Here is a 26,517-nt window from a genome sequence, read left to right on the forward strand (position 1 = left end):
GTTCTACAAGCAGTTCGCGCTGACCATCGCGATCTCGACCGTGATCTCCGCCGTCAACTCGCTGACGCTCTCGCCGGCCCTGTCGGCGCTGCTGCTCAAGGGCCACAACGAGCCGAAGGACCGGCTGACGATCATCATGGAAAAGAGCCTCGGCTGGTTCTTCCGTGGCTTCAACAAGGCCTTCACGCGTTCGTCGGAGAACTACAGCGRCACCGTCACCAAAGTGATCTCGGGCAAGGCCGCGGTGATGGGCCTCTATGTGGTGCTGGTTGGCGTGACCGCTTTCCTGTTCCAGCAGGTGCCGAGTGGCTTCGTGCCAGGTCAGGACAAGCAATATCTCGTCGGCTTCTCACGACTGCCCGATGGTGCGGCGCTCGATCGGACCGAAGAGGTGATCCGCAAGATGAGCGACATCGCGCTGACCCAGCCCGGTGTCGAGAGCTCGGTCGCGTTCCCGGGCCTGTCGATCGCCGGCTTCACCAACTCATCCAACGCCGGCATCGTGTTCTCGACGCTGAAACCGTTCGACGAGCGCAAGGGTCCGGCCCTGAGCGGGAACGCGATCGCGGCGGACCTCAACAAGAAATATTCCGGCATCCAGGAAGCCTTCATCGCCATGTTCCCGCCGCCGCCGGTCAACGGCCTCGGCACCATCGGCGGCTTCAAGCTGCAGATCGAGGACCGCGCCGGTCTCGGCTATGAAGCGCTGAACGAGGCGACCAAGGCGTTCATGACGGCGATGCAGAAGGCGCCGGAGATCGCCGGCGTGTTCTCGAGCTTCCAGGTCAACGTGCCCCAGCTCTTTGCCGACATCGACCGCACCAAGGCGCTTCAGTTGGGCGTGCCCGTGACCGAGGTGTTCAACACGCTGCAGATCTACCTCGGTTCCTACTACGTCAACGACTTCAACAAGTTTGGTCGCACCTACTCCGTCTATGTCCAGGCCGACGCGCCGTTCCGCGCCCGCGCCGACGACATCAGGCAGTTGAAGGTGCGCTCGTCCTCCGGCGACATGGTGCCACTGTCGGCGCTGCTCACGATCCGCCAGAGCGCGGGGCCGGAGCGCGCGATCAGATACAACGGCTTCTTGTCATCCGACATCAACGCGGCCGCCGCGCCCGGCTTTTCGTCGGGCCAGGCGCAGGAGGTCGCGACGCGGATCGCGGCGGAGACATTGCCGCCCGGCTTTGCCTTCGAATGGACCGACCTGACCTATCAGGAGTTCATCGCCGGCAATTCCGGCCTCTGGGTGTTTCCGCTGGCGATCCTGCTGGTGTTCCTGGTGCTGGCAGCGCTCTACGAGAGCCTGACCTTGCCGCTCTCGATCATCATGATCGTGCCGATGGGCCTGCTGGCGGCGATGTTCGGGGTCTGGATCTCGAAGGGCGACAACAACGTCTTCACCCAGATCGGATTGATCGTGCTGGTCGGCCTCTCCGCCAAGAACGCCATCCTGATCGTCGAATTTGCGCGCGAGCTCGAATTCGCCGGACGCACGCCGATCCGGGCCGCGATCGAGGCGAGCCGCTTGCGGCTGCGTCCGATCCTGATGACGTCGATGGCGTTCATCATGGGCGTCTTGCCGCTGGTGCTCTCGACCGGCGCGGGCTCGGAGATGCGGCGCGCGATGGGCGTCGCGGTGTTCTCCGGCATGATCGGCGTCACCGTGTTCGGCCTGTTCCTGACGCCGGTGTTCTATGTGCTGCTCCGGACCGTCACCGGCAACAAGCCGCTGGTGCATCACAGCAGCGACACCAGCGCGGCGCCGGCCCAGGGTCTCAAGCACGAAGGCGCAGGCCACTAGATCAGGGAAATCCCTGAGAGCAACAACAGAACGAGCACGGTCTTGCGAAAGACCGTCTCGTTGACCCGGTGAAAGGCGATCACACCGAGCGCTGAGCCTGCGAACAGCGCAGGCAGGCTGATCGCGAGGTCGACGAACACCTTGGACGATAGATCCTGGTGTCCGACCAGCAGCGCGATCGCGAAGACCTGCATCGCGGCGATGAACGGCTGCACCAGGCCGCGCTGCTCGCTCTTGGGCATGCCGCGCATGTCGCACCAGATCGTGGGGATCGCGCCAGGCATCGCGGTCAGGCCGCCGACCAGCCCTCCCCCGAACCCGATCAGTGCGACCCAGGGCCGGCCGACTGCCTCACCGGCCGTCACAAGCGTCGGCCGCAGCAGCATGTAGGCCGCATAGAGCGCGACGATGATGCCGAAGCCGCGCCGGAGCAGATGCGTGTCCGTGGATTGGAGCAGCGACACCGCGATGGGAACGCCGATCAATCCGCCGACGATCAGCAGCAGACTGCCCTCCCACCGGATGCTGCGCCGAAGCGCCCACAGATTTGTGGCCTGCACGCCGATGCTACACGCCATCATCAGCGGCACGGCCTCCAGCGGCTGAAACACGCGGAGCAGAATCGCGCCCGCCACGGCCGAGAACGCGAAGCCCGAGAGCCCCGAGACGAAGGCGCCTGCGAACACGGCGACGCTCACGAGAAGGCTGGTCGTGATATCAGGCACGATGCGTTCTCCGGCTCAGTCGTAGGGTGTCTGCGTCGCCGGGACATCGGCAGTCCCGGTGCAGAGCTCCGCATCGTGCGAATTCAGGAGAGGCCGAGAGACCGGCTGCGCGTGCGAACGCTCCAGCATTGCCAGCCCGACCAGTTGAAGCGTGACGAGCGCCGCCGTCAGCGCGGCGGCGACAATGTTGACGTTACGCGCGTTCGAACGTGGTGCGGCCGGCCGCGCGCGCGCGCGGATCAACTCTGTTGGCATCTTCAAAAGTATCCTCTTCATTGCAGACGGGAATAATTTCATTCAAACGCGAAGTCTCATGCGACTGCTCCAGCAAATGGCTGTAGCGCCGCAACGCGCGCTTCGCGTCGATCTCGCGCTGCGCGCGGAATGCCGCGCCGATGCGCGCGACGATGTCGCGGAACTTGCCGGCCGGAGTTGGTGACGCCTTTCGCATGACAATCTCCTCTCAACTCGTGCGAGAGATTGATGAGGTTCACTTCCGCTTGCTGTGAGTTGCTTCACACGAGGATCGAACGCGTCGAGCAAGAAAACGTGTGAGTTCTCGTAGAAGAGAGCGCGGAGAATCGCGTCATTCGATCGAACGACCCGCGATAACTTTCTAATGATGCTGCTGTTTGAACCTATCGCGAGCCGGAGCGACTCGCTTGCGCCTTCGGAAAGCGCGTCAGTGCAGAACCGGATTGGAGAAGCCGGCCGCGAGCTTGACGAGATCGGCCTGACGCGAGACGCCGGTCTTCGCGAACACCCGATGCAGATGCGTCTTCACCGTCGTCTCCGCGATGCCGAGCGCCACGGCCGTCTCCGGCACACCGCCGACCTCGACGATCGATTGCATGACCCTCAGCTCCGCAGGGGTCAGTTCGAACGCGCGGTCGATGAGGCCGGCACATGAGCGGCCGTCGAGTTCCGCCTTCCAGATGAACAGGGCGCCGACCGCCGACATGCGCTCCGCCGCGCCTTCACGCAACAACGACGGCAGCGCGATGACGTGCGCGACGTAGTAGGAGCCGTCATGCGACATCAGCGGAATCTTTCGTCCGGCGGCGGCCGCGACGGCAACCTCGCCTGCGTCACGGAAGATATCGCGCAGCGCCGAATTTGCCGCGGAAGATCGTGCCGCCAGCCGGCCCGCGACAGACCGCAGGACATCATCGGCGGCGAGCAACGTGTCCGCGGCAGGATTGCTGTGGACGATGTTGCAGGCCGTATCGAGCAGGATGACGCCGGCATTCAGCCGATCCACGACATCGGCGAGCGCGATCGCCCGCTGCTGCTTCCGCTCGATCGCCCGGTTGATCAGCAGCGCCCGGCTCGCATGCGGAACCAGGAATTGCATCCGCGCCCGCTGCTCGGCATCGAGCATCCCCTTGCCGGGAATCACGGTGATCAGCATCGGACACGGCGACTTCGACTGTTCCAGAACCACGCTGGCGACATCGACGCAGCCCTGGGGCCGCAGCCATTCCTGATAGAACCGCCCGCGGCGATATTCGTCGAAATTCACGAGATCGGGGATGTTACGAACCTCGCCATAGCGAGGCAGCCGTGCCAGCGGATCGTACTGGGCGTAGGTCTCGGCATAGAGCTGGATGTAGTGCGGATCGACACCGCAGTAGTAATGCGTCGCGCCGGACTTGCTGACCGGATCCTTCGAAATCAGCCCGCAAGCCTGGCTGCCGATGAACGCATTGAGCTTGACGACGACATCACTCCACAACTCAGGGTGGAGACCCGCGTCATATATATTCTCGATCAACTCGGACTGTTTGGGAGGTCGGGACATCAGAACAGCCAATGGTGACTTGGAGATCGCGAAATGYTCGTCATGCCCGGCGGCACAATTGAGTCTATCGTGGGAGCAAAAGGTTCAACCCCGACAGCGATTGACCGATCAGTTGACGAGCGGATTGGAGAATCCCGCCGCGAGCTTGACGAGATCGGCCTGACGCGAAACGCCGGTCTTGGCGAACACCCGATGCAGATGAGTCTTCGCCGTGGTCTCTGCGATACCGAGCGCTGCCGCCGTTTCCGGGATGCCGCCGACCTCCACGATCGACAGGAACACGCGCAGCTCGGCCGGCGTGAGGCCGAAGGTCCGTGCGATCAGCTCGCCATAGGACTGCCCGCCAGGCGACACCTTGCGCAGGAGCAGCGCACCGGCGGCATCGACCACCTGCTCGCTGCCATTTCGCAGCACGGACGACAGCGGCAGAATATGCGCGACATAACGCTCGCCGCTCGGCGAAAGCAGCAGGATCGCATGGCCCCGTGTGGCAAGCAGGGCAATTTCGCTGCGGGTCGCAAGCGCCTCGCGCAGCGTCTGATTGGCCTCCGCGCTGCTGGTTACTAGCTGCCCGGCAACGGACCGAACCACGTCGGCGGCGACAAACAAGGCGTGGCCAGCCGAATTCGCATGCACCACCCGGCAAAAGGCATCGAGCAGGAAGATACCGGACGCCAGATTGTCCAGAACATCCACCAGCGCCGTAGCCAGCGTCAGTTGCGAGGTGATGGCGCGGTTGATCAGCAGCGCGCGGCTGGCGTGCGGCACAATCAGCGAAAGCCGATGCATCATCGCTGGGTCCACCATGCGCCGGCCCGACAGCACCGTCATCATCACGGGGCAGCTCGCATGCGATGTCTCGAGCACGACGTTGGCCGCGTCGCTGCAACCCTGCGGCTGCATCCACTCCTGGTAAAAGCGCCCTTTCCGGTATTCAGCGAAATTGACGAGATCGGGGATGCTGACGATCTCGCCATGCGGCGGCAGCACCGTCAGCGGGTCGAACTTCGAATAAGTCTCTGAATAGAGTTGGATGTAGCGCGGGTCGGCCCCGCAATAATAATGAGTGACGCCGAATTTGCTGATCGAATCCTTGGAAAACAGCCCGCAGGCCTGCCCGCCGACGAAATCGCGAATGCCGGCAACGGCGTTGTTCCACAGCGAGGGATCGAGCCCTGCGTCATAGATGGACTCGACCAGTTCGGGCAGCTTCCGTAGTCCGCGCATGGCTTGAAATGGCCTGAGTGATCAATATCACCAAGCATACTACAACCACAGCATGCGGCGTCCTCCGATCGGAGGAGGCGCCGGCCGGGCGGATGGGGCCCGGCCGGCGGGCATCGCGTTCAAGCCGCCAGGGCTGATGCCGACTCAGAACGCGACGCGAACGCCCCCTTTYGCCGTGCCGGTACGGCTCTGGTCGGACATCATCATGCCCTCGACCGCGCCGAACACGGACACGTTTTGGGTGGTGCGGTAGTCGAAGCCGAAGCCGGCCACCGCAGCATTGTTGAGTACTTGGCGCCGCGACCTGTTGTCGGCGTTGCCGCCCTGGAAGGTGAAGCCGGGACCGTCATGCCTGGTCCCAGCCGACCTTCTCGGAATTTTCCGACCAGACCGCCGCGCGATAGACCTCTCGTCCGCCGGTATCCCTGACGCGAATCCAGGCGTCGCGATCGCGCAGATCGTCACGCCAGACAAACAGATGTCTCGCCATCTCGTCGGCCACGACGAACGTGGCCCTGGCCTGCTCGAAGACCATGCCGCCCGGATCGATCTTCACGACATTGTCGACCAGGAGATCAAAGAAGAAGCGGCGCATTCACAACTCCAACTGCCGGCGCCGTCCGAAACACAGCGTCATCGTTCTACTCCGCGCGCTTAGAAGACGTAGTCGGCCGAACGCGGCGCGCTGCGATAGGCACCCGCCTGGTCGCACGAACCGCGCACCGCGCGGTCACAGCGCTTCGCCGCTCCTGACGCCGCTGGGCGTCGCGCCATAGGCCCGCCGGAAACAACGATTGAAATAAGAGAGATCGCCGAAGCCGACGTCGTAGGCGATCGAGCTCACCGGCTGCCCGGCGAAGTCAGGCTCGCGCAGCATGCGATGGGCGCGTTTGAGGCGCTGCCCGGTCAGGAAGGACGAGAACGTCTTGCCGTCGGCTTCGAACAGCCGCTGGAGATAGCGTGTGGTCACGCCGAATTCCTGCGCCACGGTCGCGACCGAGAGGTCCTGCTGCCAGCAATTGTTGACGATGAAGGACTTCACCTTCCGCAGCCGCGCGGCCCTGACGCCTCGGCGCCCGGCCAGCTCGTGAACCTCATCCGTCGCGCCGAGAACACGCGCCATCAGATCATGGAGATGTGCAACAGCGAGCTGGCGCAATGCGGGCACCGCGAACGCGCGCTCGCGCACCAGAGACGTCGCGTAGTCGACCAGCAGGCGAAGTCCGGTGGCGCGCTCCGGAATGATTCGCATCACGGTGTCGTCGATGTCCACGATCATGGGCGCCAGCACCCGCCGCGGCACGCGCAGCGACAGACAATTTCCAAGCGAGAGGCGTTCGTAGATCGTCGCGTCCTCCGCGCTCGTCAGAACCGCGTCACCGGGATGAAGCCTCAGATCTCGTCCTCGCGCAGATACTTCGACGATGCCGGATCGGTTGATCATCAGGCCAAGGCTGTCGTTGCCGTCGACGACCAGTTGCTTGGTACGGATGACCCGAGCTCCGACCAGCCCGCCGATCACCAGCTGGACGTCCGGCAAGCCATGGGATGTGAGGCTCGCGGCGAACGGTTTTTCGTCCGTCGGCTCGACCTCCGCCTTGAGCACGCCGCGGCAATAGAATTCGCGCAGCAGCGGCATACGCTCGTCTTCGGGAATGTGGTCCGTCGAAACATTGAGAATGGAAAATTCGTCGTTGCCGCTCACTGCAATTTCTCCAACCGACAGGCAGGCTCGCTCACGCGCTGTCGTCTCCCGCACCCGCGTCCGGTGCCGGCGCGCATTGTTCCGTGGCGCACGCTGCCCTTCTCATTCAAGTGGCGCCATATACGAAAGTATCAAATGACGCGCGTCGTACGTTCGGAGGACCTGACGATCCTGCTCATCACAATGGATTGAGATTGCATCGCCGCGCGGCTCGCGCCGTCAAATGAATCACATGGTGTCGTCGTCGCGGCGCGTTCGCGGTACAAACGGCGCGGTGAAGCCGGCCGCGATCTTCACGAGGTCGGCCTGCCTGCCGGCACCGGTCTTCTCGAACAGGCGACCGAGATGCGTCTTCACCGTGGTCTCGGCAATGCCGAGCTTTGCCGCGATATCGGGAACGCCGCCGACCTCGACGATGGCCATCAGCACGCGCAATTCGGACCGCGTCAGCCTGAAGGCCGCAGCAATGGCGTCGGGCACGAGCGATGGCACCATCGCGGCCTTCTGTACGAGAAGCACCGTAGCCGCGACGTCTCTCGGCAGGCTGCGCTCCCGCTTCAATGGAAGGACTTGGACGAGATAGTGCTGACCGTCCGCCGACGTCGCGAGCCCGATGCGGCGGCGACCGGCCGGGTGAGTTTCACCATCTGCGGCAACTTCGAACAGGCCGCGGAATATTTTGTCGGCCTGGGTGTTACGGACCACGATCCGGTCGCCGACCATCGCGAGCAGGTTTGCATCGACGAACAGCTGCCGGCACGCCGCGTTGGCGTGGACGACCCGGCCATCCGCATCGAGCAGGCAGATCGCCGTGCTCAGGCCGTCAAGCACATCGGCAAGGTCGTCCACGGTATGCGAGCGCGCCCTGATCTGCCGGCCCATGATCCTGGAACGCTGGATGTGGGGTGCGAGCAGCCGCATGCGTTCGCGCATCGCCTCGTCGACGGTTCCGCGGGATCGGTGGCGTAACACCTGCAACACCGTGGTACGCGCGTCCGATCTCTCGAGCGCGACGGTCGCGAGGTCGATCGCGCCCTGCGGCTCGACCCACTCGCGATAGAAGCTCGTCGCCACGAAGTCCGCGTGCGGCATGATATCGGTCACGCCGATGGCGTGCCCGGCCGCAAAAGCGAGATGACGATCGAGCAGAGGATCCTGCTCGACATATCTGTCGCGATAGAGCTGGCGGAAGCGGGATTCGGTGCCAAAATGCTGGTGAATCTCGATCGAGAGCCTTGCCTCATCGCGGGACAGGATGGTCGCGGCGCACCCGCCGACGAAATGTGAAACCTGTTCCAGCGCGCCGCTGCGCAGCGCAGGATCGACCGCCGCATCGTAGATCTCGCCGACGAGAGACGAGAACCGGTTTGCCTGGAGGATCGTCATCGGAAGGACGATGCGATCGGCGTGCGGGCCCGGTGACGAAGGGAGCTTGCGCATTGGACATTGGCAGAGCCGACGGAGCGGTCGATCGTCGCCTTCGGCGTGGAAAAAGCAGTGCAGCGAGATGCTAAAATATCGAACATCGTCCTTGCGTAACGTCAACCGCAGGGTGCGGCTTGGACGTTTTCGCCAAAGACTAGGATAAAAGCGAACAGCGCGCGGGCTGTGTGCTGTGGGTCACGCGCCCTCGCGCTGCTTGCTCGATCGCGCGCACTGTGCGCGGCGCAGCACTTTACTTCCGGTTCTCCTCGCAGAACTTCAGCGCGGCCAGCGCCTCGCCGGCGCGCGGGATCTGCATCTCGATGCTGTCCTCGTCATCGTCCTCGAAATCGAGCGAGAGACGCCTGGCCTTCGACAGCCGGTCCATGATCGACTGGTCGTATTCGAAGATGCCGCGCACGGTGGTCTTGTCCATGACCTCCCACTTCGCCTTCTTCATGATGTCGGCGTCATCGGTGCCGACGTCGGCCCGGAGGATCTCGCCGACCTTGTCCCACTCCCAACCGTCATAGATCATCACGATCACGATGGCCTTCTCGGAATAGGTGATCACGATGACGTAGTTGCGGTTCTCGTCTTCCTTGTCCTTGTAGCCGCGGCTCGCATTGCAATGCGTGTCCTGCGCGCGCTTCTCGATGGTCCAGTCGCCGACCCTGGATTGCTGCGCGAACGCCGGCCCTGCGCTCGAGACGGCTGCGCCCAAGGCGCCCGCGCTCAGCAAAGCGGCAAGAAGGAATCGTCTCATGTCAGCCTCCAGCGTTCCCCACGTGGAGATGACCACCTCAGCCTGCGGCCCGCAAGGGCTCGAGGAGGCTGATCCCGGCCGATGCTGAACGTCGCCGGCCCTACACCCGCCTGGGGATGATGGCGATCGGGGTGAAGGTGTAGACCTCCTCGCCGTTCTGGTTGAACATGGTCCATTTCACCAGCGCGATGCCCTGCGGCTTCGACTTCGACGGCGTCAGGCTCATGACCTCGCCGACCAGATGCAGGCGGTCATTGGGCCGTACCGGGATGGTCCAGCGCAGACCGTCGACGCCCGCGCCGATCAGCGGATGCGGGCCGAACGGGCGGGCCTGGATCGCGAGGTTCATGGCGATCGCGGCGGTGTGCCATCCTGATGCAGCCAGGCCGTTGAACAGGGTCTGCTTGGCGGCCTCATGGTCGAGATGCATCGGCTGCGGATCGAACTCGGCTGCAAAGCGCTTGATGTCGGCTTCGGTGACTTGCACCTCGGGGGATTTGAACCGCATTCCGATGGTGAGATCGTCGAACCACTCGACCTGCGCCATGATTTTGCCTCGCAATATGACTTGCCGCCCGCCGGAAAGGCGCGGCTGAAGGACTAAGCAGCGCGGGATGTAGCGGGTCTGCGGTGCACAAACCAGCCCCGGGTTCCCCGCGAAACCCGTTTCCCAAAACGACGAAACACGCCTGAAACAGATGGCCGGTTATCTGGTTATCAAAATCATACAGGGACGGCGACCATGCAATTCTTCCTCGACCTCATCTTGGATTATGCCTGCTGCCAAAATCTCGTCTCCCAGCCGCTGCGGGAGGATGAGCTATGATCGAGCTGATCTCAGCCGTGCTCGCGCTTTGCAGCGTCGCTGTCTTCGCGGCGCATGCTTTGGATGCCTACCGCACCACGCACTCCTGATCTGTACGCCCTCCGGCCGCTAGAACGGGCGCCGGTAAAAGTGCTCCGAGTGCGTGGCCGGCGGAAACCGGTTGGCGAGCGCGATTGCCGCGTTCTCGTCGGTCTCGAGCGCGACCTTCTGCGCCAGCATCACGTCGCCGGGCACGAGAAAGCCTGACGGGACGAAGCACCATCCCATCGCCGCACGCCCCTCATCGTCGATCTCATGGACATTGGCGGCCGTGCCGTAGTGGATGCGGTACCTTTTGCCGGTATCGCAGCCGATGACATCGAAATACCGATGCTGCTCGAATTGCGCGCGCTGCGCCGGCGACAGCCATTCGGCCAAAAGCCGGCGGCCGCGGGCATCCGGCGTGTTCTCGCCGAAGAAGCGCCGATAGAGCTCGCGCAGCGCGTGCAGACGCGCACGCGCCGGCGCACGGAGCCAAATTGCCGCGATCATGAGCAGCTCAGATCAACCGCCGACCAGGCGGGGATAGAACAGCGTTTCGTGCGCGGTCGGATCGAATGACTTGATGCGGGTAACTTCACCGGGTCCGGTACGATAGGCGGCGGTGAAGCCCGCTCCGGTCAGCTCACGAAAGCGCCGTTCGGCTCGCGCCAGCGCTTCGGCATTGTCAGGATCAAACTCGTGGCGCGTGTCGCCAGTCTGGTCCATCACGATCTGGGTAGCCATATTGAGTCTCCTCATGCCAGCCCTGCCCCCGATCAAAGCAAACCTCGTGCCGTCAGTTCCTCAACGCAAGAACTTTCTCGTGCGCGGCCGAGCCTTCATGCGGCCTCAACGCAACGCGGCCGCCCCTCCTCCCTCGTCGATCTGCCGTCCCATCAGGGCGATTGCCTTCTGATAGACGCCGGCAGCATTCCAAGCCTCGATAGCGGCAAAATTCGGTTCGCCCGGCTGGTAACCGGCTCCTGCGCGCCAGCCATGAGCTTTCAGGAAATTCGCCGTCGAGTTCAGCGCATTGGCGGCAACCTCGAGATTGCCGGTGCCATAGGCCAGGATGTTCTTGGGCATGAACTGGGTCTGGCCGACCTCGCCGTGCATGGAGCCGCGGGTCGCCCCCGACAGCGTGCCGCGGTCGATCAGCTTGAGGGCGGCATAGAGCTGGTCGGTAAAAAATTCGGGACGGCGGCAGTCATAGGCAAGGGTCGCGATCGACGACAGCATGTTCTGGTTGCCGCGCTGGCTGCCGAACCCGGTCTCCATGCCCCAGATCGCGATCAGCGGCCCGGGCGGGACGCCGTAGCGCTGCTGGATCGAGGCGAACAAGGCGGCCTGCGACTGCTTGAGCTGCCGCCCCTTGGCCACGATGGTGGTGGCGCCGCGCTTGGCGAGGAACTGGTCGAGCGTCAGCGAAAAACTGCGCTGGCCGCGGTCGGCCGCAATCGTGGCACCGGCGTAATTGGTCTGCATCAGCGCCGAGAGCGCGGTCTGGCCGACGCCCTTGCCCTGCGCCTCCGCGCCGAACTCGCGCTTCCAGGCCTCAAAGCCCGCCGGCGAGCTGCCGCATGTGGCGGCGTGGGCCATGGATATCAGGGACATGGGCGCCAGCGAGAGAAGCAGCGCTGCAGCGCCGATCATGGCCGTCGCAACGGTCCTGCCCTTGGTCATTCCCTGGTCCTCTCACATAAACGTGCGCGACCGGCTCGCGCCGGCCCATGATCCTACGTCGGCCCTGATCGCTCAAGCCCCATCCGGCGCAACCTGTGCCTTGACACCGGGGCGACCGCCTACCCTGCCCCGTCGCGGCCGAGCAGGAAATCCACCATGATGCCCTGGTGCTGCTCGTACATGTCCGTACCGGTCCCGGTCACGCAGCCGATCCTGCGGGCCGCAGCGATGAAGGGCGAGACTTCCGGCTTTGTGATGACGCAGCCGCAATAGGCCGTCGGCGCAAGCCGCGCGACATCGACCGGCAGCGGATCGCCCTCCTTCATCCCGGCGGGTGTCRCATTGGCGACGAAATCGAAGCCCGCGGGATCCCTGGTGCCGACCCGCACAGGCGTTCTGCCGCGCCCGTTGAGCCGGCCGATCAGTGCGTCACGGCGCTCGGTCGCGCTGTCGTGAATCGCGAGATCGGTCACGCCGGCCTCGACAAGCGCCAGTGCGATCGCCGATCCTGCGCCGCCGGCGCCGACGAGCAGCGCCCGCATGCCCCGGGGATCGATCCCCTTCGCCCGCGCCGCACCAACGAAGCCGAGGCCGTCCACCATGTCGCCATGCCATGAGCGGTCGGCGCGCCGGCGCATCAGGTTCGCGGTGTGCAGGAAATGTGCGCGCTCGGTCGCACTGGCGCAGGCCTGATAGCAGGCAAATTTGTGCGGGATGGTCACGACGATGCCGTCGAGGTTCTTCAGCCGCGTTGCCACCGAGAGGAAATCCGGCAAATCCGCTGGCGCGACCTGGACCGGCACGAGAATGCCGTCATGGCCGCGCGCGGCGAAGGCGGCTGTTACGCCTGCCGGCGAGCGTACCTGTGCGATGGGATCGCCGACGATGACGTAGAGCCGCGTCGCGCCTGATAGAGCCGGGATCATGCCGTTGAAGCCGGAACCTGAGAGCCGCCCGCCTCGGTCCCCTCAGTCAATTCCAGGCCATCCAGATTGCCTTCCTTGCGCCATTTGTCGAGCAGCCGCAGGAACGCCACCGGCCCGCGCCAGTACTGGCTGTTTCTTGCCGCGATCGGATCGAACACGCCCTCGTTGTTGTAATAGCCCGGCGTGCATTCGGCCAGATAGGTCTGGCGGCCGAGCGCGGCCTTGACGACTTCGTCGACCCAGGCGTTCTCGGCAGCGAGCGTCGGCTCCAGCGTCCGCGCTTTGCGCTTGCGCGCCTCCGCGATCACATAGGCGATGTGCTGCGACTGCTCGTCGATGATGTGCGGAAAATTGGCGCTCTGACCGGCCTGCACCGTGACGATCAGGAAGCAATTCGGGAAGCCACGGCTGTAAAAGCCATGCAGCGTCTTGACGCCATCGCGCCATCGCTCGGACAGGCTCACGCCGTCACGGCCGTAAACCTCGAAGCCCATGCGGCGGGCGTAATCGGTGCCGACCTCGAAGCCGCTGGCATAGATCAGGCAGTCGAGCTCATAGGCCTTGCCGTCAACCACGACGGCGTTCTCGGTGATCCGCTCGACGCCCTGCCCTTTAGTGTCGACCAGATGCACGTTGGGACGATTGAAGGTGTCGAGATATTCGTCGTGGAAGCATGGCCGCTTGCAGAACGCCTTGTACCAGGGCTTGAGCGCCGCCGCGGCGGTTTCGTCCTTCACCACGGTATCGACGCGCGCACGGATCTCTTCCATCTTGCGATAGTCGGCCTGCTCGATGACCTTCAGCGCCTCTTCGAGCGAGGTCACCGGCTGCGGCTGGCGGCGCGGCGCAAGCAGGATCTCGCCCAGCAGGCCGGTCCAGCCGTCCTGCACCAGATCCCGTTCGAACGGCTCGCCGGAGATCACCGCAGTGAAATTGTCCATGCGCTCGCGCTGCCAGCCGGGCTTGAGGTTCTGCGCCCAGTTTGCGTCCGTCGGACGATCATCGCGCACGCCGATCGCCGATGGCGTGCGCTGGAAGACGTAGAGCTCTTTCGCCGATCGGCCGAGATGCGGCACGCATTGCACGGCGGTGGCGCCGGTCCCGATGATGCCGACGCGCTTGTCGGCGAGACCGGTGAGACCGCCTTCGGCCGTGCCGCCGGTGTAGCCATAGTCCCAGCGGCTGGTGTGGAAGCTGTGTCCCCTAAAGGTCTCGATGCCGGGAATGCCAGGCAGCTTCGGACGGCTCAGCGGGCCACCGGCCAGGATGACGAAGCGTGCACCGATACGATCGCCACGATCGGTCTCGACCAACCACCGTCCCTCCTGCTCCTGCCATTCCATCCGCGAGATGATCGTCTGAAACAGCGCGCGCTCGTAGAGGCCGAAATGACGGCCGATGCGGCGGGAGTGTTCGTAGATCTCGGGCGCGCGCGCATATTTGCGCACCGGCATGTAGCCGGTCTCTTCCAGCAGCGGCAGATAGATGTAGCTCTCGGTATCGCAGGCCGCACCGGGATAACGATTCCAGTACCAGGTGCCGCCGAAATCGGCGGCCTTTTCCACGATACGAAAATCCTCGATGCCAGCCTCGCGCAGACGCGCGCCACAGAGCAGGCCGCCGAAGCCGCCGCCGACGATGAGAACTTCGGTCTCTTCGCTGACAGCTGCGCGCGCAAATCCTGGATCGGCCCAGGGATCGTCGAGATAGCGGCCGAAATCGCCTGCGGCCTCGACATATTGCGCCTTGCCCTCGGCGCGCAAACGCCGGTCGCGCTCGTCGCGATAGCGCGCACGGAGTGCGGAAATATCGACCGTAGATTCGCCGGCTGCACCGGTCTTGTGTCTTTCCGCTGACATCGATTTCCTCCACGGCGGACGCTGCTTCGGATCAGTTAGCCCCGAAAAAGTGACGCATGCAATCGCGTCCCTCGCTTTTTGCGTGATCGTCCCGTGACGTTCCGCTAACCTCACGCGCAAATCACAACATATGCCACGCAACGACGTGGCTGCGGAGGAGACCATGCAGGGATTGATGATGGATATGCCGCTCCTGATCAGCGGCCTGATCCAGTATGCCGCGGACTATCACGGCGAAGCCGAGATCGTCGCGCGCGAGATCGAGGGCGACATCCATCGCTACACCTACGCCGACGCCCATCCACGCATCAAGCGCATGGCGCTGGCTCTGAAGCGGCTCGGCATGAAGCAAGGCGACCGCGTCGGCACCCTGGCCTGGAATACGCACCGGCATTTCGAGATGTTCTATGCCGCGCCGGGCATGGGCTATGTGCTGCACACCATCAATCCGCGGCTGTTTCCCGAGCAGCTCGTCTACATCATCAATCACGCCGAGGACCGGCTGCTGTTCATCGACCGCGCCACGCTGCCGCTGGTCGAGGCGATCGCGCCGCAGCTGAAGACGATCGAGGCCTATGTCGTGATGTCCTCGCGCGAGCGGATGCCGGAGACCAAGCTCGCGAACGTGCATTGCTATGAGGATCTCCTCGCCAGCGAGAACGACGCCGGTTTCGCCTGGCCGGAGTTCGACGAAAAATCCGCATCCACCATCTGCTACACGTCGGGCACGACGGGCAACCCCAAGGGCGTGATCTACTCGCACCGCGCCGCGATCCTGCAGACCATGACCTGCTGCAATTTCGACTTCCTGCCGGGACATCTCGAAGGCGTGCGCGAAGTCATGATGCCGATGGCGCCGCTCTTCCACGGCAATGGCTGGAACATGCCGTTCACCGCGCCTTACACGGGATCAAAGCTGGTGCTGCCCGGCCGCAACTATGAGCCCGACAAGCTCTATGAGCTGCTCGAAGGCGAGAAGGTGACGCTCTCCGCCGGCGTGCCGAGCTTCTGGCTGATCCTGCTCGACTGGCTGGGTCGCACCGGCAACAAATTCTCGACGCTGCGCGCGACACTGTCGTCCGGCTCGGCGCCGCCGCGTGCGATGGTCGAGAAGCTCAAGCGCGACTATGACATCGACTACATCCAGGCCTGGGGGCGGCCCGGCTCCGAGCATCTCGGCGACAAGGAGAAATTCGACCGGCGCCAGGTGTCGGGCCGCGCCTGCTTCGGCACAGCCTTGCGCATCGTCGACGACGGCGGCAACGAGCTGCCGCGCGACGGCAAGACCGTCGGCCATCTGCGAGCACGCGGGCCGTGGGTCGCCTCGGGCTATATGAAGCTCGACGAGGGTCTCGACCGCGACGGCTGGCTGATCACCGGTGACATGGCCGTAATCGATCCACAGGGCCACGTCACGCTGACCGATCGCTCCAAGGACGTGATCAAGTCCGGCGGCGAATGGATCTCCTCGATCCAGCTTGAGGACGTCGCCTTGTCCCATCCCGACGTGCTGCAAGCCGCCGTGGTCGCGATCAACCATGAGAAATGGCAGGAGCGTCCGCTGCTCCTCGTCGTCCGCAAGAAGGGCGCGACCGTCGATGGCAAGACCTTGCTCGACCACATGCGCCCGAAGATCGCGAGCTGGTGGATGCCGGATGCGGTCGAATTCCTGGACGAATTTCCGATGACCGGCACCGGCAAGGTGCTCAAATCCGCGCTGCGCGAGAAGTTTAGGGAGTACCGCGTCGCCTGAAGTACGCGCACCCTGCGTGCGCGGTCTTCATCTTTTGGTAGATTCGACGGCGATATATCGAGGTGTCGCTAACTCCAGGGATCGAGGACAGCATGGCGTTTTCCGGATTGGGCCTGCATCTCGGCAATCTGTCGCGCCTGTCGAATGCGCAGACGCGCTCGATCAGCCCCGAGAATTTCACCGGCGAGAAGGGCAAGGGCGGCATGTCCGTCGACGGACCCGCCGCACGCCAGGCTCGCGATCTCGGCCAGGGCTGGAAGATCTCGCCCTATGTCGTCATCGAGCCCGGCGCTACCTTTACGCTCGGTGACATTCAGGGCCAGGGCGCGATCCAGCAGATCTGGATGACGCTGGCGCGCGGGCGCCTTCGTCACTCGATCCTGCGCATCTACTGGGACGACCAAACGCTGCCAAGCGTGGAATGCCCGGCCGGCGATTTCTTCGCCTGCGGATGGGAGGAGTTCGCGCAGGTGTCCTCGCTCGCGGTCTGCGTCAATCCCGGCCGCGCCTTCAACTGCTACTGGGAAATGCCGTTCCGCAAGCGCGCGCGCTTCACGCTGGAGAACCGCAGCGAGGAGCAGCTCACCGTCTACTACCAGATCAACTACACGCTCACTGAAGTGCCCGAGGACTGCGCCTATTTCCATGCGCAGTTCCGGCGTACCAATCCGCTGCCGTACAAAGAGGTCTACACCATCCTCGATGGCGTCAGCGGTGCGGGCCATTATGTCGGCACCTATATGGCCTGGGGCGTCAACAACAATGGCTGGTGGGGCGAAGGCGAGATCAAGTTCTTCATCGACGGCGACGGTGCATTCCCGACCATCTGCGGCACCGGCACCGAGGATTATTTCTGCGGCGCCTATAATTTCGACCCCTATGTCGCGCATGCCGGCCAGGGTCCGGCGCAACAATCCCGCTACCAGGAATTCACCACGCCCTATGCCGGCCTGCCGCAGGTGATCCGTCCCGATGGCGTCTACAAGTCGCAGCAACGCTTCGGCCTGTACCGCTGGCACATCCCCGATCCCGTGCGCTTCCGCTCCGATCTGCGCGTGACGATCCAGGCGCTGGGCTGGCTGCCGGGCGTCAAGGAGGCGAAGTATCTTCCATTGCAGGACGACATCGCCTCGGTCGCGTTCTGGTACCAGACGCTGCCGACCCCGCCCTTCCCGACATTGCCCGGCCCGGACTATCTCGAAATCGGCTAGCCGCCCTTCCTGCGCTCACAGCATTTGCGCCGCCCGGACGTCGTGAAGATCGTCCGGGCGGCGCCTTCGTGTTCGGCGCCGGCTACCAGGAATACTGGAGCCCCACCCGTCCAAGGGCGCGCACGTCGCTCCACGACTGCGCCGGAAGCGCCACGCCAAACTCCGTCGCGGTCCGGTTGGACGTGGACGTCAAGCTGCCGCGATCGAGACCGAACGCGATGCCCATGGTCAGTGACAGGTTTCCCTGGATCCTGATCATTCCGACCACACCGGCGGCATGCTGCCCGTCGAAGACGGCCCAGTGCGTCGAGATCGCATAGTTGGTCCCGTCGGGCAGGAACGGATTGACGAGCGAAGTCGCCATGGCCGTTCCCGTCGCTGCACGGGTAATCTGGCGTGCGAGATCGAACTGGCTCTGCACCGTCTGCCCCGCGTTCACGCAGGTGTCAGTACCCGGTATGTAGAAGAAGTTGGCACCGTAGACCGAGCAGATCTTTTCGTACTCGACCGCAGCATGGCCGGGCGTCGGGATCGCCAGAACCAGAGCGGCAGTCGCAAGGATAGCGCGCAGGTGACGTCGGAAGACGTCTCGTGCCGCGTTGATTTGCTTCCACATGTTTGTCTCCAATCAGTGACGTTGACGCGGCTCAGTAACGAGCAACGATGGCATCGCCGTTGAAGCGGTAGTTCACGCCGAGCTTCACGAGATGAAGGTCGTGGTCGACGTTCTGGGTGCTGATCCGTGTGCTCAGCGCGATCGCGGCCGGACCGAAATAAAGGTAGTCGTACTCCAGTCGCGCCGAGAGATTGCTCGTCAGCGCGTATTCAAGGCCGACGCCGCCGGTCAAGCCGGTCCGCTGGTGGTTCACGTCGAGCGGAGCAACCGTGCCGACATAGGCCTGGTAGGCGACATTGGCCCAGGCAACGCCGCCTTTGGCGTAAGCCAGTACGTTATCAAACGCGTAGCCGATGCGACCGGTGCCCGTCGCCATCGCCTGGTACGACACTGAAAGCCCGGACAAGATGGGGTTCGCGGGATCGAACGGACGATTGCCCTTGATCGACGCCCAGGAAAGATCGAGCTCGGCACCGACCACGATGTTGTCGAACTGCCAGTTGGCGCCAACCTGCGCACCTGCGAGCGCGCCCTTTGTGTCCATCGTGAAGCGATCTTGCGCGAATGCGAAGCTCGGGTCGACGAGCCGGCTGCTGCCCATGCCATAACCGCCATGAGCACCAATGTAGAAGCCGTTCCAGAGCGGCACCGGAGCGACGACCGGAGCCTTCACGGTCATGTCGGCCGCGTTCGCGGATGTGGCGGTGAGCGGCATGGCCGCGAGAAGCGGCGTGACGGCAGCAACGCAGGAGAGGAAGCGGCGCGCCGATCGCGAGAGAGAGATTGTCATGGGATGGTCTTTCAAATGTCAGAATGAATTTTAGGAGCGAGCGTCGCGTGCATCACCAGGCGTACATGAACCCCGCGCGGCCGAGGCCACGGACGTCACTCCACGATTGCGCCGGGATCGCCGTGCCGAATTCCGTCTGCGTGCGGTTGGTGAGGGACGTGAGGCTTCCCTTGTCGAGGCCGAGCGAGAAGCCGCCCGAGAACACGAAATTGCCGGAGACCCGCATCAGGCCCGAGAAGCCCGCGGCGTGCTGGCCGTCATAGGTCGCCCAGTGGGTCGAGACTGCGTAGTTGGTACCGGTCGGAAGCCACGGCGCGACGAGCGACGCGGCCATCGCGGTGCCGGTCGAAGCGCGGGTCTGCGCACGCGCGAGATCGAACTGGTTCGTCGCGATCTGGTTGGCGTTGGTGCAGGTGTCGGTGCCCGGAATGTAGAAGAAGYCGGCGCCGTACAAGGAGCAGACCTTGACGTACTCGACTGGAGCGGCGGCGTGGCTTGGTGCGGCGATCATGGCGCCGAGGCCGGCGGTGACGACTGCGGCGATCTTGGACATGGTGGACATGATGTTGTCTCCGAGGATTTCTGTTGAATGTTGTTTCGATGTGCCGGGGAATTAACGCGGGAGGCCGCCGTCGCCGTTGAAACGGACGTTGATGCCGGCCTTCACCACCTGGACGAAATGCTTGATCTCGGAGGTCGTGTCCTGGCTCACCCAATGCAGCGTTTCGGTGGGGAGAAAGATCGCGTTGTATTCGACCTTGGCGGAGACGTTGCGCAAGAAGGCCACTTCCAGGCCGACGCCGCCGACGGCACCGAACAGCTCGCGGTTGTAGTTGGTGATCTCCGGGGTGAACCGCGACGAAAGCTCCATGCGGGCATAGGCGGCACCGCCCTTGGCATAGGCGAGCCATTGGCCCGATGCGTAGCCGACACGGCCCGTCGCGGTCGCGAGGGCGGTGTAGCCGACCCCGTTGGTGGTGCTCGACGTGAGAAGGGGCGAGGTGCTGGTGTTGCCCTTCACGAAGGACCAGGAGCCGTCGACCTCGGCACCAAGGACATAGTTGCCCAGCTGCCAATTGTAGCCGAGCTGCCCGCCCGCGAGCGGTCCGTTGTAGTAGGCAGAGAACGGATTGTTGGCGGGGCTGTTGAGGGGATCGCGAAACTCCGACTTCCCCCATCCCCAGCCGCCATGGACACCGGCGTAGAATCCAGACCAGGAGACGACGGGTGCAGGCAGCGGACCGCCGGCGAAAGCAGGTGAAGTGATAATCGCGCTCACCGCTGCAACGGTGGCGGCGAGTCTGATGCGGTGAGTTACGGAACGTCCTGATTGCGTGTGCATGTCGATGTCCATTTCCTTTTCGAATTCAAGATTGATATTCTTATATTTCTCTATTTTAGATTGTGCCTTGAGACGCAACGTTTGGATCAAGCCCTTGCTTGCTTTTGAACGAACGAAACCGGCGACCGCGCAGCTTGCGGATCGACGGGACGGACTACCGGTTGTTGGAAGAACCCGCGCGCAGTCTAGGACAATGCGCTCCGCGTCCTATCGACTGGCGAACTAGGGGCGCGCGATCCGTAAGGATGTGCTTCCGTAGTCCCCTTGTGTTGTCATGACTGCTGCCCCCACTTTTGATTGAGGCCGATCTTAGGCACGACCTTTCGGATTGCCAGTCGCGTCAAAGTCACAGTTGCTGATTGTTTCCCACGCGCTTCTCATTCGGTGCACAAACGCAAGACAACGCATGAATGGGCGTCAATATCGCTACGCAACAGGTGAGCCCTGACGCGATTTGCGCAGAGCCGCGCCGATGAAAATGCGATGAGGCAAGCGCCGCTATCGCCGACTCGATTCTGATGCAGGCCGGCCCCGCGTGCAGGCGCTGCTTGATCTACAGGAGGTCCAGATGCTCTACCCGATGTCGCCCAAAGTCGTCGAGCTCAAGCGCAAGCTCGAAAGTTTCATGGATCGGCACATCTATCCGAACGAGGAGCGCTTCTATCGCGAAGCGGAAGAGCTCGGACCGTGGAAGGTCTATCCCGTTGTCGAGGAGCTGAAGCCGCTGGCGCGCGCCGAAGGTCTCTGGAATTTGTTCCTGCCGGAGTCCGGCCACGGCGCGGGTCTCACCAATCTCGAATATGCCCCGCTCTGCGAGGTGATGGGGCGCACGCATCTGGCGCCCGAAGTGTTCAACTGCTCGGCGCCCGACACAGGCAACATGGAGGTGCTGGAGCGCTATGGCACGGAGCAGGACAAGGAGCGCTGGCTGAAGCCGCTGCTCGCTGGCGAAATCCGCTCCTGTTTCGCCATGACCGAGCCCGCGGTCGCATCATCCGATGCGACGAACATCGAAAGCTCGATCGTGCGCGACGGCGACCATTACGTCATCAACGGGCGGAAATGGTACACGACCAACGCGACCGACCCGCGCTGCAAGATCTGCATCTTCATGGGCAAGACCGATCCGGACAATCCCGACCGCCACAAGCAGCAATCCATGATCCTGGTGCCGATGGACACGCCGGGCATCGAGGTCAAGCGTCCGCTGCCCGTGTTCGGCTTCTACGGCGTGCCCGACCGCGCTTCCGAGGTCGTCTTCACCAATGTGCGCGTGCCCAAGGAGAACATGCTGCTGGGCGAAGGCCGCGGCTTCGAGATCGCACAGGGCCGCCTCGGCCCCGGCCGCATCCATCACTGCATGCGGCTGATCGGCCTTGCCGAGCGTACGCTGGAAAAGATGTGCCGCCGCGTGCGCAGCCGCGTCGCCTTCGGCAAGCCGGTCTCGGAGCAGACCGTGACGCAGGAGCGAATCGCGGAAGCCCGCATCATGATCGAGCAAGCCCGGCTGCTGACGCTCAACGCCGCCTATGCGATGGACACCGTCGGCAACAAGGTCGCGAAGGCCGAGATCGCGATGATCAAGGTCGCCGTGCCCAACATGGCCTGCCAGATCATCGACTGGGCCATCCAGGCGCACGGCGGCGGCGGCACCTCGAACGATTTCGGTCTGACCCAGGCCTACGCGACCGCGCGCCTGCTGCGGCTTGCCGATGGGCCGGATGAGGTGCACCGAAACCAGATCGCGCGGTTCGAGCTGAAGAAATACTCGAATGCCTGAGCAGACGCTGGTTCGTCAGTCCCGAGCGGAACGCCTGAGCGTCGAAGTCTAATCGATGCTTGGCGGCTCCTGGATGGGTGCAGAGACATTTTGCTTCGAAATCGCTTCGAGCATCGCTCCGAAAATGATGATCGGCAGATAGAACGCAAGCATGATCGTATTCCTCCTGCTGTGACAACCTTGGCCTGCAGGACCAGGTTCCTCAAATTGACACTCGCCCGTCTCGGAACAATTTCGTCGCTTACCTAGCTACCGACGAAACCGAGTCGCAGGCAGTATCAGGAACGCATCGCGTCAATCGCATGGGCGATCAGAACGACTGCGCTCGCGGCAATGAGAAACACAAACAACCAGCTCATGTCCGCCTCCGATCCCGGAAGTGAACGCGGTCATCCATGCACAGTCAAAAACCATCGGTCTGGAACCGCTATTCAACGGCTGGCTGATGCTTCGCAGCAACATTTGCGTCCGCTGTCGGCTCTATCGGCAGAATGCCAGAAGAAGCAACGCACCGACGACGCAGGCTGCCAGGACTAAAAACCAAACGCCCATACGGTCCCCCGACTCACACAAGCGCGTCAGGATTAGCCCTGCGATTTGGCATTGAAACGCCTGTTGGCGGTTTTCCCCAAGCCAGGCGCGATCCATGGGCTCGTTGCGTTAGTCCAATACCTCTACCGTCGCGGAGCGGCCGGCGACGAGCGAGATGGTGTCGGGGACATTGTCCAACGCGATGCGCACGGGGACGCGCTGGGCGAGCCGCACCCAACTGAAGGTCGGGTTGACATTGGCAAGCAGGTTCGCGCCCTCAGCGCGGTCGCGGTCCTCAATGCCGGCGGCGATGCTCTCGACATGGCCCGACAGCGTGACCGTTTCGCCCATCAGGCGGACCCGCACCTTGTCGCCGGTGCGGATGCGCGCGAGCTTTGTCTCTTCGAAATAACCCTCCACGTGCAACGTATCCGTGTCGACCAGCGCCATCACGCCCTTGCCGGCCGTGACGTAAGCACCGGGACGCAGATCCATATTGGTGATGACACCGTTCACGGAGGCGTGGACCTCGCTGCGATCGAGGTTGAGCTGGGCGACCGCGCGGTCGGCGACGGCCTGATCGAACGCCGCCTTGGCCTGGAGCTGGGTGGCCAACACCTGCTCCTGCTTCTGCTGCGATACCGCATCGGTGGTCAGCGCGCTGTAGCGCTTCAAATCGGAATTGGCCTGGTCGAGCGTGGCCTGATGACCCGCCACGGATGCATCGGCTTGCCGCAAGGCCAGCGCGAAACGTTCGCGATCAATCCGGAACAGCACATCGCCGCGATGGACTTTCTGGTTGTCCTTGACCAGCACCTCCGTGACGAACCCGGAGACGTCAGGCGCGACCTGCACCACATCGGCGCGGACGCGACCGTCGCGGGTCCAGGGCTGCTCCATGTAATAGACCCAAAGTTCACGGCCGACCGCGAGCGCGGCGACGACGGCGACAACGGTCAGCGCAAGGCGGCCAAACCAGGCGAAATTCCCCTTCATGGCAAAAACTCCGAGAGATAGACGACGCCGCCGAGAAGACAGACGAAAATCGCGAAATCGAACAGCGCACGGTGCCAGACCAGCCGGTAGAGGTCGAAGCGCTGCATGAGCCGGCGCAGGATCGCGCTCAGGACATAGGCGACGATGATCCACAGCAGCAGCGCCGGCACGAGCACGCCATAGATGTCGATCACGTATCTCATGCGGCAACACTCGCGCCTGTACGCGGCCGGTAGGCCGGTGCGTCCGGGAACAGGCCGCGGCGGATGCCGACGAGGCCGATCAGAGCGTCTTCGCGCGCGCGGTCATTGGAATCCGTCACCGCCTTGGCCAGCGCCCGATCGACGCTGGTCAACAGCTCGGTCGGCATTCCTCCACCGGCATGGTTGCGGCAAGCGATCGCGAGCTGATCAAGCATGTCGTCGATGACGGCAATAGTGGTTGCGGCAAGCCCATAGCGGGCGCGGCGCAGGTCGATGATATTGATCCCGATTCGAAGCTGCACGAGGCTATCGGCATCGTGGCGATCGCTCTCGGTGAGGAAGGCGATGCGCTGCACCAGCAGCCCGAGCCGATGCAGCATGAGGCCCGCAAACTCTGCCCGATCATGCTTGCCGCGGCGCTCGGCAGCGACCGCGAGCGTCTTCCAGCTCGACAGCACCAGGCGATGGGCGACCCACTCCGCGCCCACGCCGCGCGCGATCCGCGTCACGAGCTCGGCGATGACGACGCCGACGAAGAAGGCGACCGCAGAATTGGCATAGGATGCGAAGTCGGCGCTGTAGGTCGATTGCAGCGCCAGCAGCGTGGCCGTGTTGGCCGCGAGCGCCATGCCTGTTCCCGCCGTTGCCGGCCGTCCGATCAGGAAGCCGTAGAGCAGAAAGGTCGGCGCCAGCGCGACGATCAGAACCTCAATATTGGAGATCGCGGGCACCAGCGCGAACAGATAGATCGCGACGACCACGATGGCGACCAGCGACCACAGGCCGAAACTGCGGATGAAACGTGCGGGCTCGTCCTGCGCGGCAAAGAAGGAGCACGCGACCGCCGCCATCATCGGCGCCGAGGCGCCGTCCGGCCAGCCGGTCCCGATCCAGAACGCGCAGCAGATCAGGATGGCGGTGGCCGCGCCGACCGCCGACCACAAGGCAAGGCCGCGGTCGCGATGGCGCACCGGCGCGGCGCCGGCCTCGGAACGGAAGGCCAGGTCGAGCGTCGAAACATTGCGGCTCTCGGCGATGGCCTCGCTGAGCACGCGGCAGTCGCGCGAGAGGTCGACCAGCTCGCGCAGCCGCAACAGCAGGCTCGTGGTGATGATCCGCTCCCATGAGGCGCTGTCATCGAGCACCGCCTGTCGCTCTGCGATCGCGGCGCGGATCGGCTCGGCAGGTTGCCGCGCGCCGACATCGCTCGCAATCCATTGCGCAAGATCCTCCAGCAGCCGCTTCAGCTCGGGCTGCCGGCGCAACGCCTCCTCCCCCAGCGCTGCCAGCCGATCCTCCAGCGAGGCGATCACCGGCAACAGCATCAGCATGCGCAGCCGGATCTCGCCGAGGCCAGTCACCGCATTGCGATCGGTCAGCCGGTCATACGCAAGATGAGTGGAAAGCGTGTCGATCTCGACGATGTCGGTCGCAAGCTTGAGTCGCCTGCCACGGCGCGTTTCACTCGTTCCCTGGCGAAGCAGCACCGCCTGGCTCAGGCGCTGCGCATCCGACAGCCAGGCGTCGACGCGATTGGCGACGGCTGGCGCGACGCTGCGGGGAAAGACGATGGTGGAGACGAGGCTCGCGCAGATGATGCCGAGGGAAATCTCCTCCACCCGCGCAATGGCGGTATCGAAGATGGCGCCGGGCTCCGAGACCGAGGGAAACCCGATCAATGCGACCGTGTATCCCGCCAGCATGAAGACGTAGCTGCGCGGCGTGCCATCGAGCAGCGACAGATAGAGGCAGAGTCCGACCCAGAGCGCGATCGCGAGGCAAAGCAATTCCGGCGCATCGATCAGGTTCGGCACCAGCGCCACCGTCATGGCGGCGCCGACCAGCGTGCCCATGACGCGGAAGAACGCTTTTGAGCTGGTCGCGCCCGCCAGCGGCTGCGAGGTGATGTAGACGGTCGCCATCGCCCAATAGGGCCGCGGCAAGTCCATGGCGAATGCGATGACGAGCGCCAGCATCGACGCGGCAAACGTCTTCAACGCAAAAATGACGTCCGCGTGGCGGACCAGGAACGGCTCGTCTGCGCGCATGCTATTTCGTCTCTGGACCGGTCTTGGTGTCCTGCAGGCGACTGGCCCGCTGCTCGATGCGCTGAAGAGTTTCGAAGGTTATCGCAAGTTCGTCCGCGCCGATATCCTTGAGCAGGCTCGCCCGTACCCGGCGCAGCACCCGGTTGGTCTCTTCGACCTTCGCCTCGCCCGCTTTGGTCAGATGTAACGTTTTGGCACGGCGGTCGCTCGGATCCTCGCGACGTTCAACCAGCCCTTCGGCCTCGAGCAGATCGATCAACCGGACCAGCGACGGCCCCTCGATGCCGAGCTCGTCGGCGAGCACGCCCTGTCGCACGTTCTCGCCCTGCCGCGACAGCACCAGCAGCGGAATCGCGGTCGCATAGGACAGGCCGTGATCGGACAGCGCCTGATCCGACTCACGGCGCCAGATGCGGGCCAGACGTGCGATGAGCCGGCCGATCTCGCCGTGGATATGCGCCTGCGAGGGAGCCATGCAATTT

At 63.8% G+C, this 26,517-nt stretch carries 28 protein-coding genes; 4 read left to right on the top strand and 24 right to left on the bottom strand.

Annotated elements, in window-relative coordinates; all coding sequences use genetic code 11:
• Positions 1 to 1,804: efflux RND transporter permease subunit (locus AB4Z51_RS10790; RefSeq protein ID WP_441497392.1), on the top strand; the 1,804-nt coding region annotated here is incomplete at its 5' end.
• On the opposite strand, the gene AB4Z51_RS10795 is transcribed toward AB4Z51_RS10790, so the two are convergent.
• The 16 genes from AB4Z51_RS10795 to AB4Z51_RS10870 all read right to left on the bottom strand — a co-directional run bounded on the left by AB4Z51_RS10795 (position 1,801) and on the right by AB4Z51_RS10870 (position 14,765).
• Entirely contained in the window at positions 1,801 to 2,529 is a 729-nt protein-coding gene (locus tag AB4Z51_RS10795; RefSeq protein ID WP_063983902.1) for a sulfite exporter TauE/SafE family protein, read from the bottom strand. The genes AB4Z51_RS10790 and AB4Z51_RS10795 overlap by 4 nt on opposite strands.
• 15 nt (positions 2,530 to 2,544) lie before the next feature.
• Complete coding sequence (locus AB4Z51_RS10800) at positions 2,545 to 2,784, bottom strand: hypothetical protein (protein ID WP_441497393.1); 240 nt, start codon at positions 2,782 to 2,784, stop codon at positions 2,545 to 2,547.
• Positions 2,723 to 2,980 carry a hypothetical protein gene (locus tag AB4Z51_RS10805; protein ID WP_441268310.1) on the bottom strand — a complete coding sequence of 86 codons (258 nt, stop codon included), beginning with the start codon at positions 2,978 to 2,980 and terminating at the stop codon, positions 2,723 to 2,725. Before AB4Z51_RS10805 ends, AB4Z51_RS10800 begins: the two co-directional genes overlap by 62 nt.
• A 231-nt stretch (positions 2,981 to 3,211) precedes the next feature.
• Positions 3,212 to 4,330 (bottom strand): helix-turn-helix transcriptional regulator, encoded by a 1,119-nt coding sequence (locus AB4Z51_RS10810; protein ID WP_247307270.1) that lies wholly within the window; start codon positions 4,328 to 4,330, stop codon positions 3,212 to 3,214.
• Between the two features lie 108 nt (positions 4,331 to 4,438).
• Positions 4,439 to 5,557, bottom strand: a complete 1,119-nt coding sequence (locus tag AB4Z51_RS10815) for a helix-turn-helix transcriptional regulator (protein ID WP_441268312.1) — start codon at positions 5,555 to 5,557, stop codon at positions 4,439 to 4,441.
• A 144-nt stretch (positions 5,558 to 5,701) separates the two neighbouring features.
• A complete protein-coding gene (locus AB4Z51_RS10820; RefSeq protein WP_441268313.1) occupies positions 5,702 to 5,830 on the bottom strand; it encodes a hypothetical protein in 129 nt (42 codons plus the stop codon).
• Between the two features lie 73 nt (positions 5,831 to 5,903).
• A complete protein-coding gene (locus tag AB4Z51_RS10825; protein WP_441268314.1) occupies positions 5,904 to 6,152 on the bottom strand; it encodes a DUF6894 family protein in 249 nt (82 codons plus the stop codon).
• Between the two features lie 135 nt (positions 6,153 to 6,287).
• Positions 6,288 to 7,262, bottom strand: coding sequence for an AraC family transcriptional regulator (locus AB4Z51_RS10830; RefSeq protein ID WP_441268315.1), 975 nt, complete (start codon positions 7,260 to 7,262; stop codon positions 6,288 to 6,290).
• A 228-nt stretch (positions 7,263 to 7,490) separates the two neighbouring features.
• The gene (locus AB4Z51_RS10835; RefSeq protein WP_441268846.1) at positions 7,491 to 8,648 is read right to left on the bottom strand and encodes a helix-turn-helix transcriptional regulator; all 1,158 of its coding nucleotides are present in this window, start codon (positions 8,646 to 8,648) and stop codon (positions 7,491 to 7,493) included.
• Between the two features lie 289 nt (positions 8,649 to 8,937).
• Complete coding sequence (locus AB4Z51_RS10840; RefSeq protein ID WP_354237903.1) at positions 8,938 to 9,450, bottom strand: hypothetical protein; 513 nt, start codon at positions 9,448 to 9,450, stop codon at positions 8,938 to 8,940.
• A gap of 100 nt (positions 9,451 to 9,550) precedes the next feature.
• Positions 9,551 to 9,997 carry a MaoC family dehydratase gene (locus AB4Z51_RS10845; RefSeq protein WP_014496047.1) on the bottom strand — a complete coding sequence of 149 codons (447 nt, stop codon included), beginning with the start codon at positions 9,995 to 9,997 and terminating at the stop codon, positions 9,551 to 9,553.
• A gap of 387 nt (positions 9,998 to 10,384) precedes the next feature.
• Complete coding sequence (locus AB4Z51_RS10850) at positions 10,385 to 10,807, bottom strand: hypothetical protein (RefSeq protein WP_063983909.1); 423 nt, start codon at positions 10,805 to 10,807, stop codon at positions 10,385 to 10,387.
• A gap of 12 nt (positions 10,808 to 10,819) precedes the next feature.
• On the bottom strand, positions 10,820 to 11,041 hold the full coding sequence (locus tag AB4Z51_RS10855; RefSeq protein ID WP_028146622.1) for a hypothetical protein: 222 nt from the start codon (positions 11,039 to 11,041) through the stop codon (positions 10,820 to 10,822).
• A 105-nt stretch (positions 11,042 to 11,146) separates the two neighbouring features.
• Positions 11,147 to 11,980 carry a lytic murein transglycosylase gene (locus tag AB4Z51_RS10860; RefSeq protein WP_063983910.1) on the bottom strand — a complete coding sequence of 278 codons (834 nt, stop codon included), beginning with the start codon at positions 11,978 to 11,980 and terminating at the stop codon, positions 11,147 to 11,149.
• A gap of 119 nt (positions 11,981 to 12,099) precedes the next feature.
• On the bottom strand, positions 12,100 to 12,906 hold the full coding sequence (locus tag AB4Z51_RS10865; RefSeq protein ID WP_441497394.1) for a shikimate dehydrogenase family protein: 807 nt from the start codon (positions 12,904 to 12,906) through the stop codon (positions 12,100 to 12,102).
• Positions 12,903 to 14,765, bottom strand: a complete 1,863-nt coding sequence (locus AB4Z51_RS10870; RefSeq protein WP_441268317.1) for a flavin-containing monooxygenase — start codon at positions 14,763 to 14,765, stop codon at positions 12,903 to 12,905. The genes AB4Z51_RS10865 and AB4Z51_RS10870 overlap by 4 nt, the downstream gene beginning before the upstream one ends.
• 163 nt (positions 14,766 to 14,928) lie before the next feature.
• Between AB4Z51_RS10870 and AB4Z51_RS10875 the strand changes: the two genes are divergently transcribed.
• Positions 14,929 to 16,518, top strand: coding sequence for a long-chain fatty acid--CoA ligase (locus AB4Z51_RS10875; RefSeq protein ID WP_441497395.1), 1,590 nt, complete (start codon positions 14,929 to 14,931; stop codon positions 16,516 to 16,518).
• Positions 16,519 to 16,610: 92 nt separating this feature from the next.
• Entirely contained in the window at positions 16,611 to 17,729 is a 1,119-nt protein-coding gene (locus AB4Z51_RS10880) for a glycoside hydrolase family 172 protein (RefSeq protein WP_441268319.1), read from the top strand.
• Between the two features lie 82 nt (positions 17,730 to 17,811).
• Here the strand turns inward: AB4Z51_RS10880 and AB4Z51_RS10885 are convergent, their stop codons facing one another.
• The 4 genes from AB4Z51_RS10885 to AB4Z51_RS10900 are packed head-to-tail and all read right to left on the bottom strand — an operon-like array spanning position 17,812 to position 20,477.
• The gene (locus AB4Z51_RS10885; protein ID WP_063983914.1) at positions 17,812 to 18,345 is read right to left on the bottom strand and encodes a porin; all 534 of its coding nucleotides are present in this window, start codon (positions 18,343 to 18,345) and stop codon (positions 17,812 to 17,814) included.
• Positions 18,346 to 18,376: 31 nt separating this feature from the next.
• Positions 18,377 to 19,135 (bottom strand): outer membrane protein, encoded by a 759-nt coding sequence (locus tag AB4Z51_RS10890; RefSeq protein ID WP_071915031.1) that lies wholly within the window; start codon positions 19,133 to 19,135, stop codon positions 18,377 to 18,379.
• Between the two features lie 52 nt (positions 19,136 to 19,187).
• Positions 19,188 to 19,697, bottom strand: a complete 510-nt coding sequence (locus AB4Z51_RS10895; RefSeq protein ID WP_441497396.1) for a porin — start codon at positions 19,695 to 19,697, stop codon at positions 19,188 to 19,190.
• A gap of 51 nt (positions 19,698 to 19,748) precedes the next feature.
• Entirely contained in the window at positions 19,749 to 20,477 is a 729-nt protein-coding gene (locus tag AB4Z51_RS10900; RefSeq protein ID WP_441268320.1) for an outer membrane protein, read from the bottom strand.
• Between the two features lie 568 nt (positions 20,478 to 21,045).
• On the opposite strand from AB4Z51_RS10900, the gene AB4Z51_RS10905 reads away from it, so the two are divergent.
• A complete protein-coding gene (locus AB4Z51_RS10905; protein ID WP_441268321.1) occupies positions 21,046 to 22,257 on the top strand; it encodes an acyl-CoA dehydrogenase family protein in 1,212 nt (403 codons plus the stop codon).
• 660 nt (positions 22,258 to 22,917) lie between these two features.
• On the opposite strand, the gene AB4Z51_RS10910 is transcribed toward AB4Z51_RS10905, so the two are convergent.
• From AB4Z51_RS10910 to AB4Z51_RS10925, 4 genes are read right to left on the bottom strand one after another with little or no spacing between them, the layout of a single operon-like run.
• A complete protein-coding gene (locus tag AB4Z51_RS10910) occupies positions 22,918 to 23,784 on the bottom strand; it encodes an efflux RND transporter periplasmic adaptor subunit (RefSeq protein WP_439034622.1) in 867 nt (288 codons plus the stop codon).
• Positions 23,781 to 23,987 carry a DUF1656 domain-containing protein gene (locus tag AB4Z51_RS10915; RefSeq protein ID WP_028146630.1) on the bottom strand — a complete coding sequence of 69 codons (207 nt, stop codon included), beginning with the start codon at positions 23,985 to 23,987 and terminating at the stop codon, positions 23,781 to 23,783. Before AB4Z51_RS10915 ends, AB4Z51_RS10910 begins: the two co-directional genes overlap by 4 nt.
• Positions 23,984 to 26,035: an FUSC family protein gene (locus AB4Z51_RS10920; RefSeq protein WP_441497397.1), complete on the bottom strand. Its 2,052-nt coding sequence runs from the start codon at positions 26,033 to 26,035 to the stop codon at positions 23,984 to 23,986. Before AB4Z51_RS10920 ends, AB4Z51_RS10915 begins: the two co-directional genes overlap by 4 nt.
• A gap of 1 nt (position 26,036) precedes the next feature.
• Positions 26,037 to 26,510 (bottom strand): MarR family winged helix-turn-helix transcriptional regulator, encoded by a 474-nt coding sequence (locus AB4Z51_RS10925; protein ID WP_028146632.1) that lies wholly within the window; start codon positions 26,508 to 26,510, stop codon positions 26,037 to 26,039.
• Positions 26,511 to 26,517 lie beyond the last annotated feature (7 nt).

Source organism: Bradyrhizobium sp. 2TAF36 (assembly GCF_052114925.1).
Taxonomy (GTDB): domain Bacteria; phylum Pseudomonadota; class Alphaproteobacteria; order Rhizobiales; family Xanthobacteraceae; genus Bradyrhizobium; species Bradyrhizobium barranii.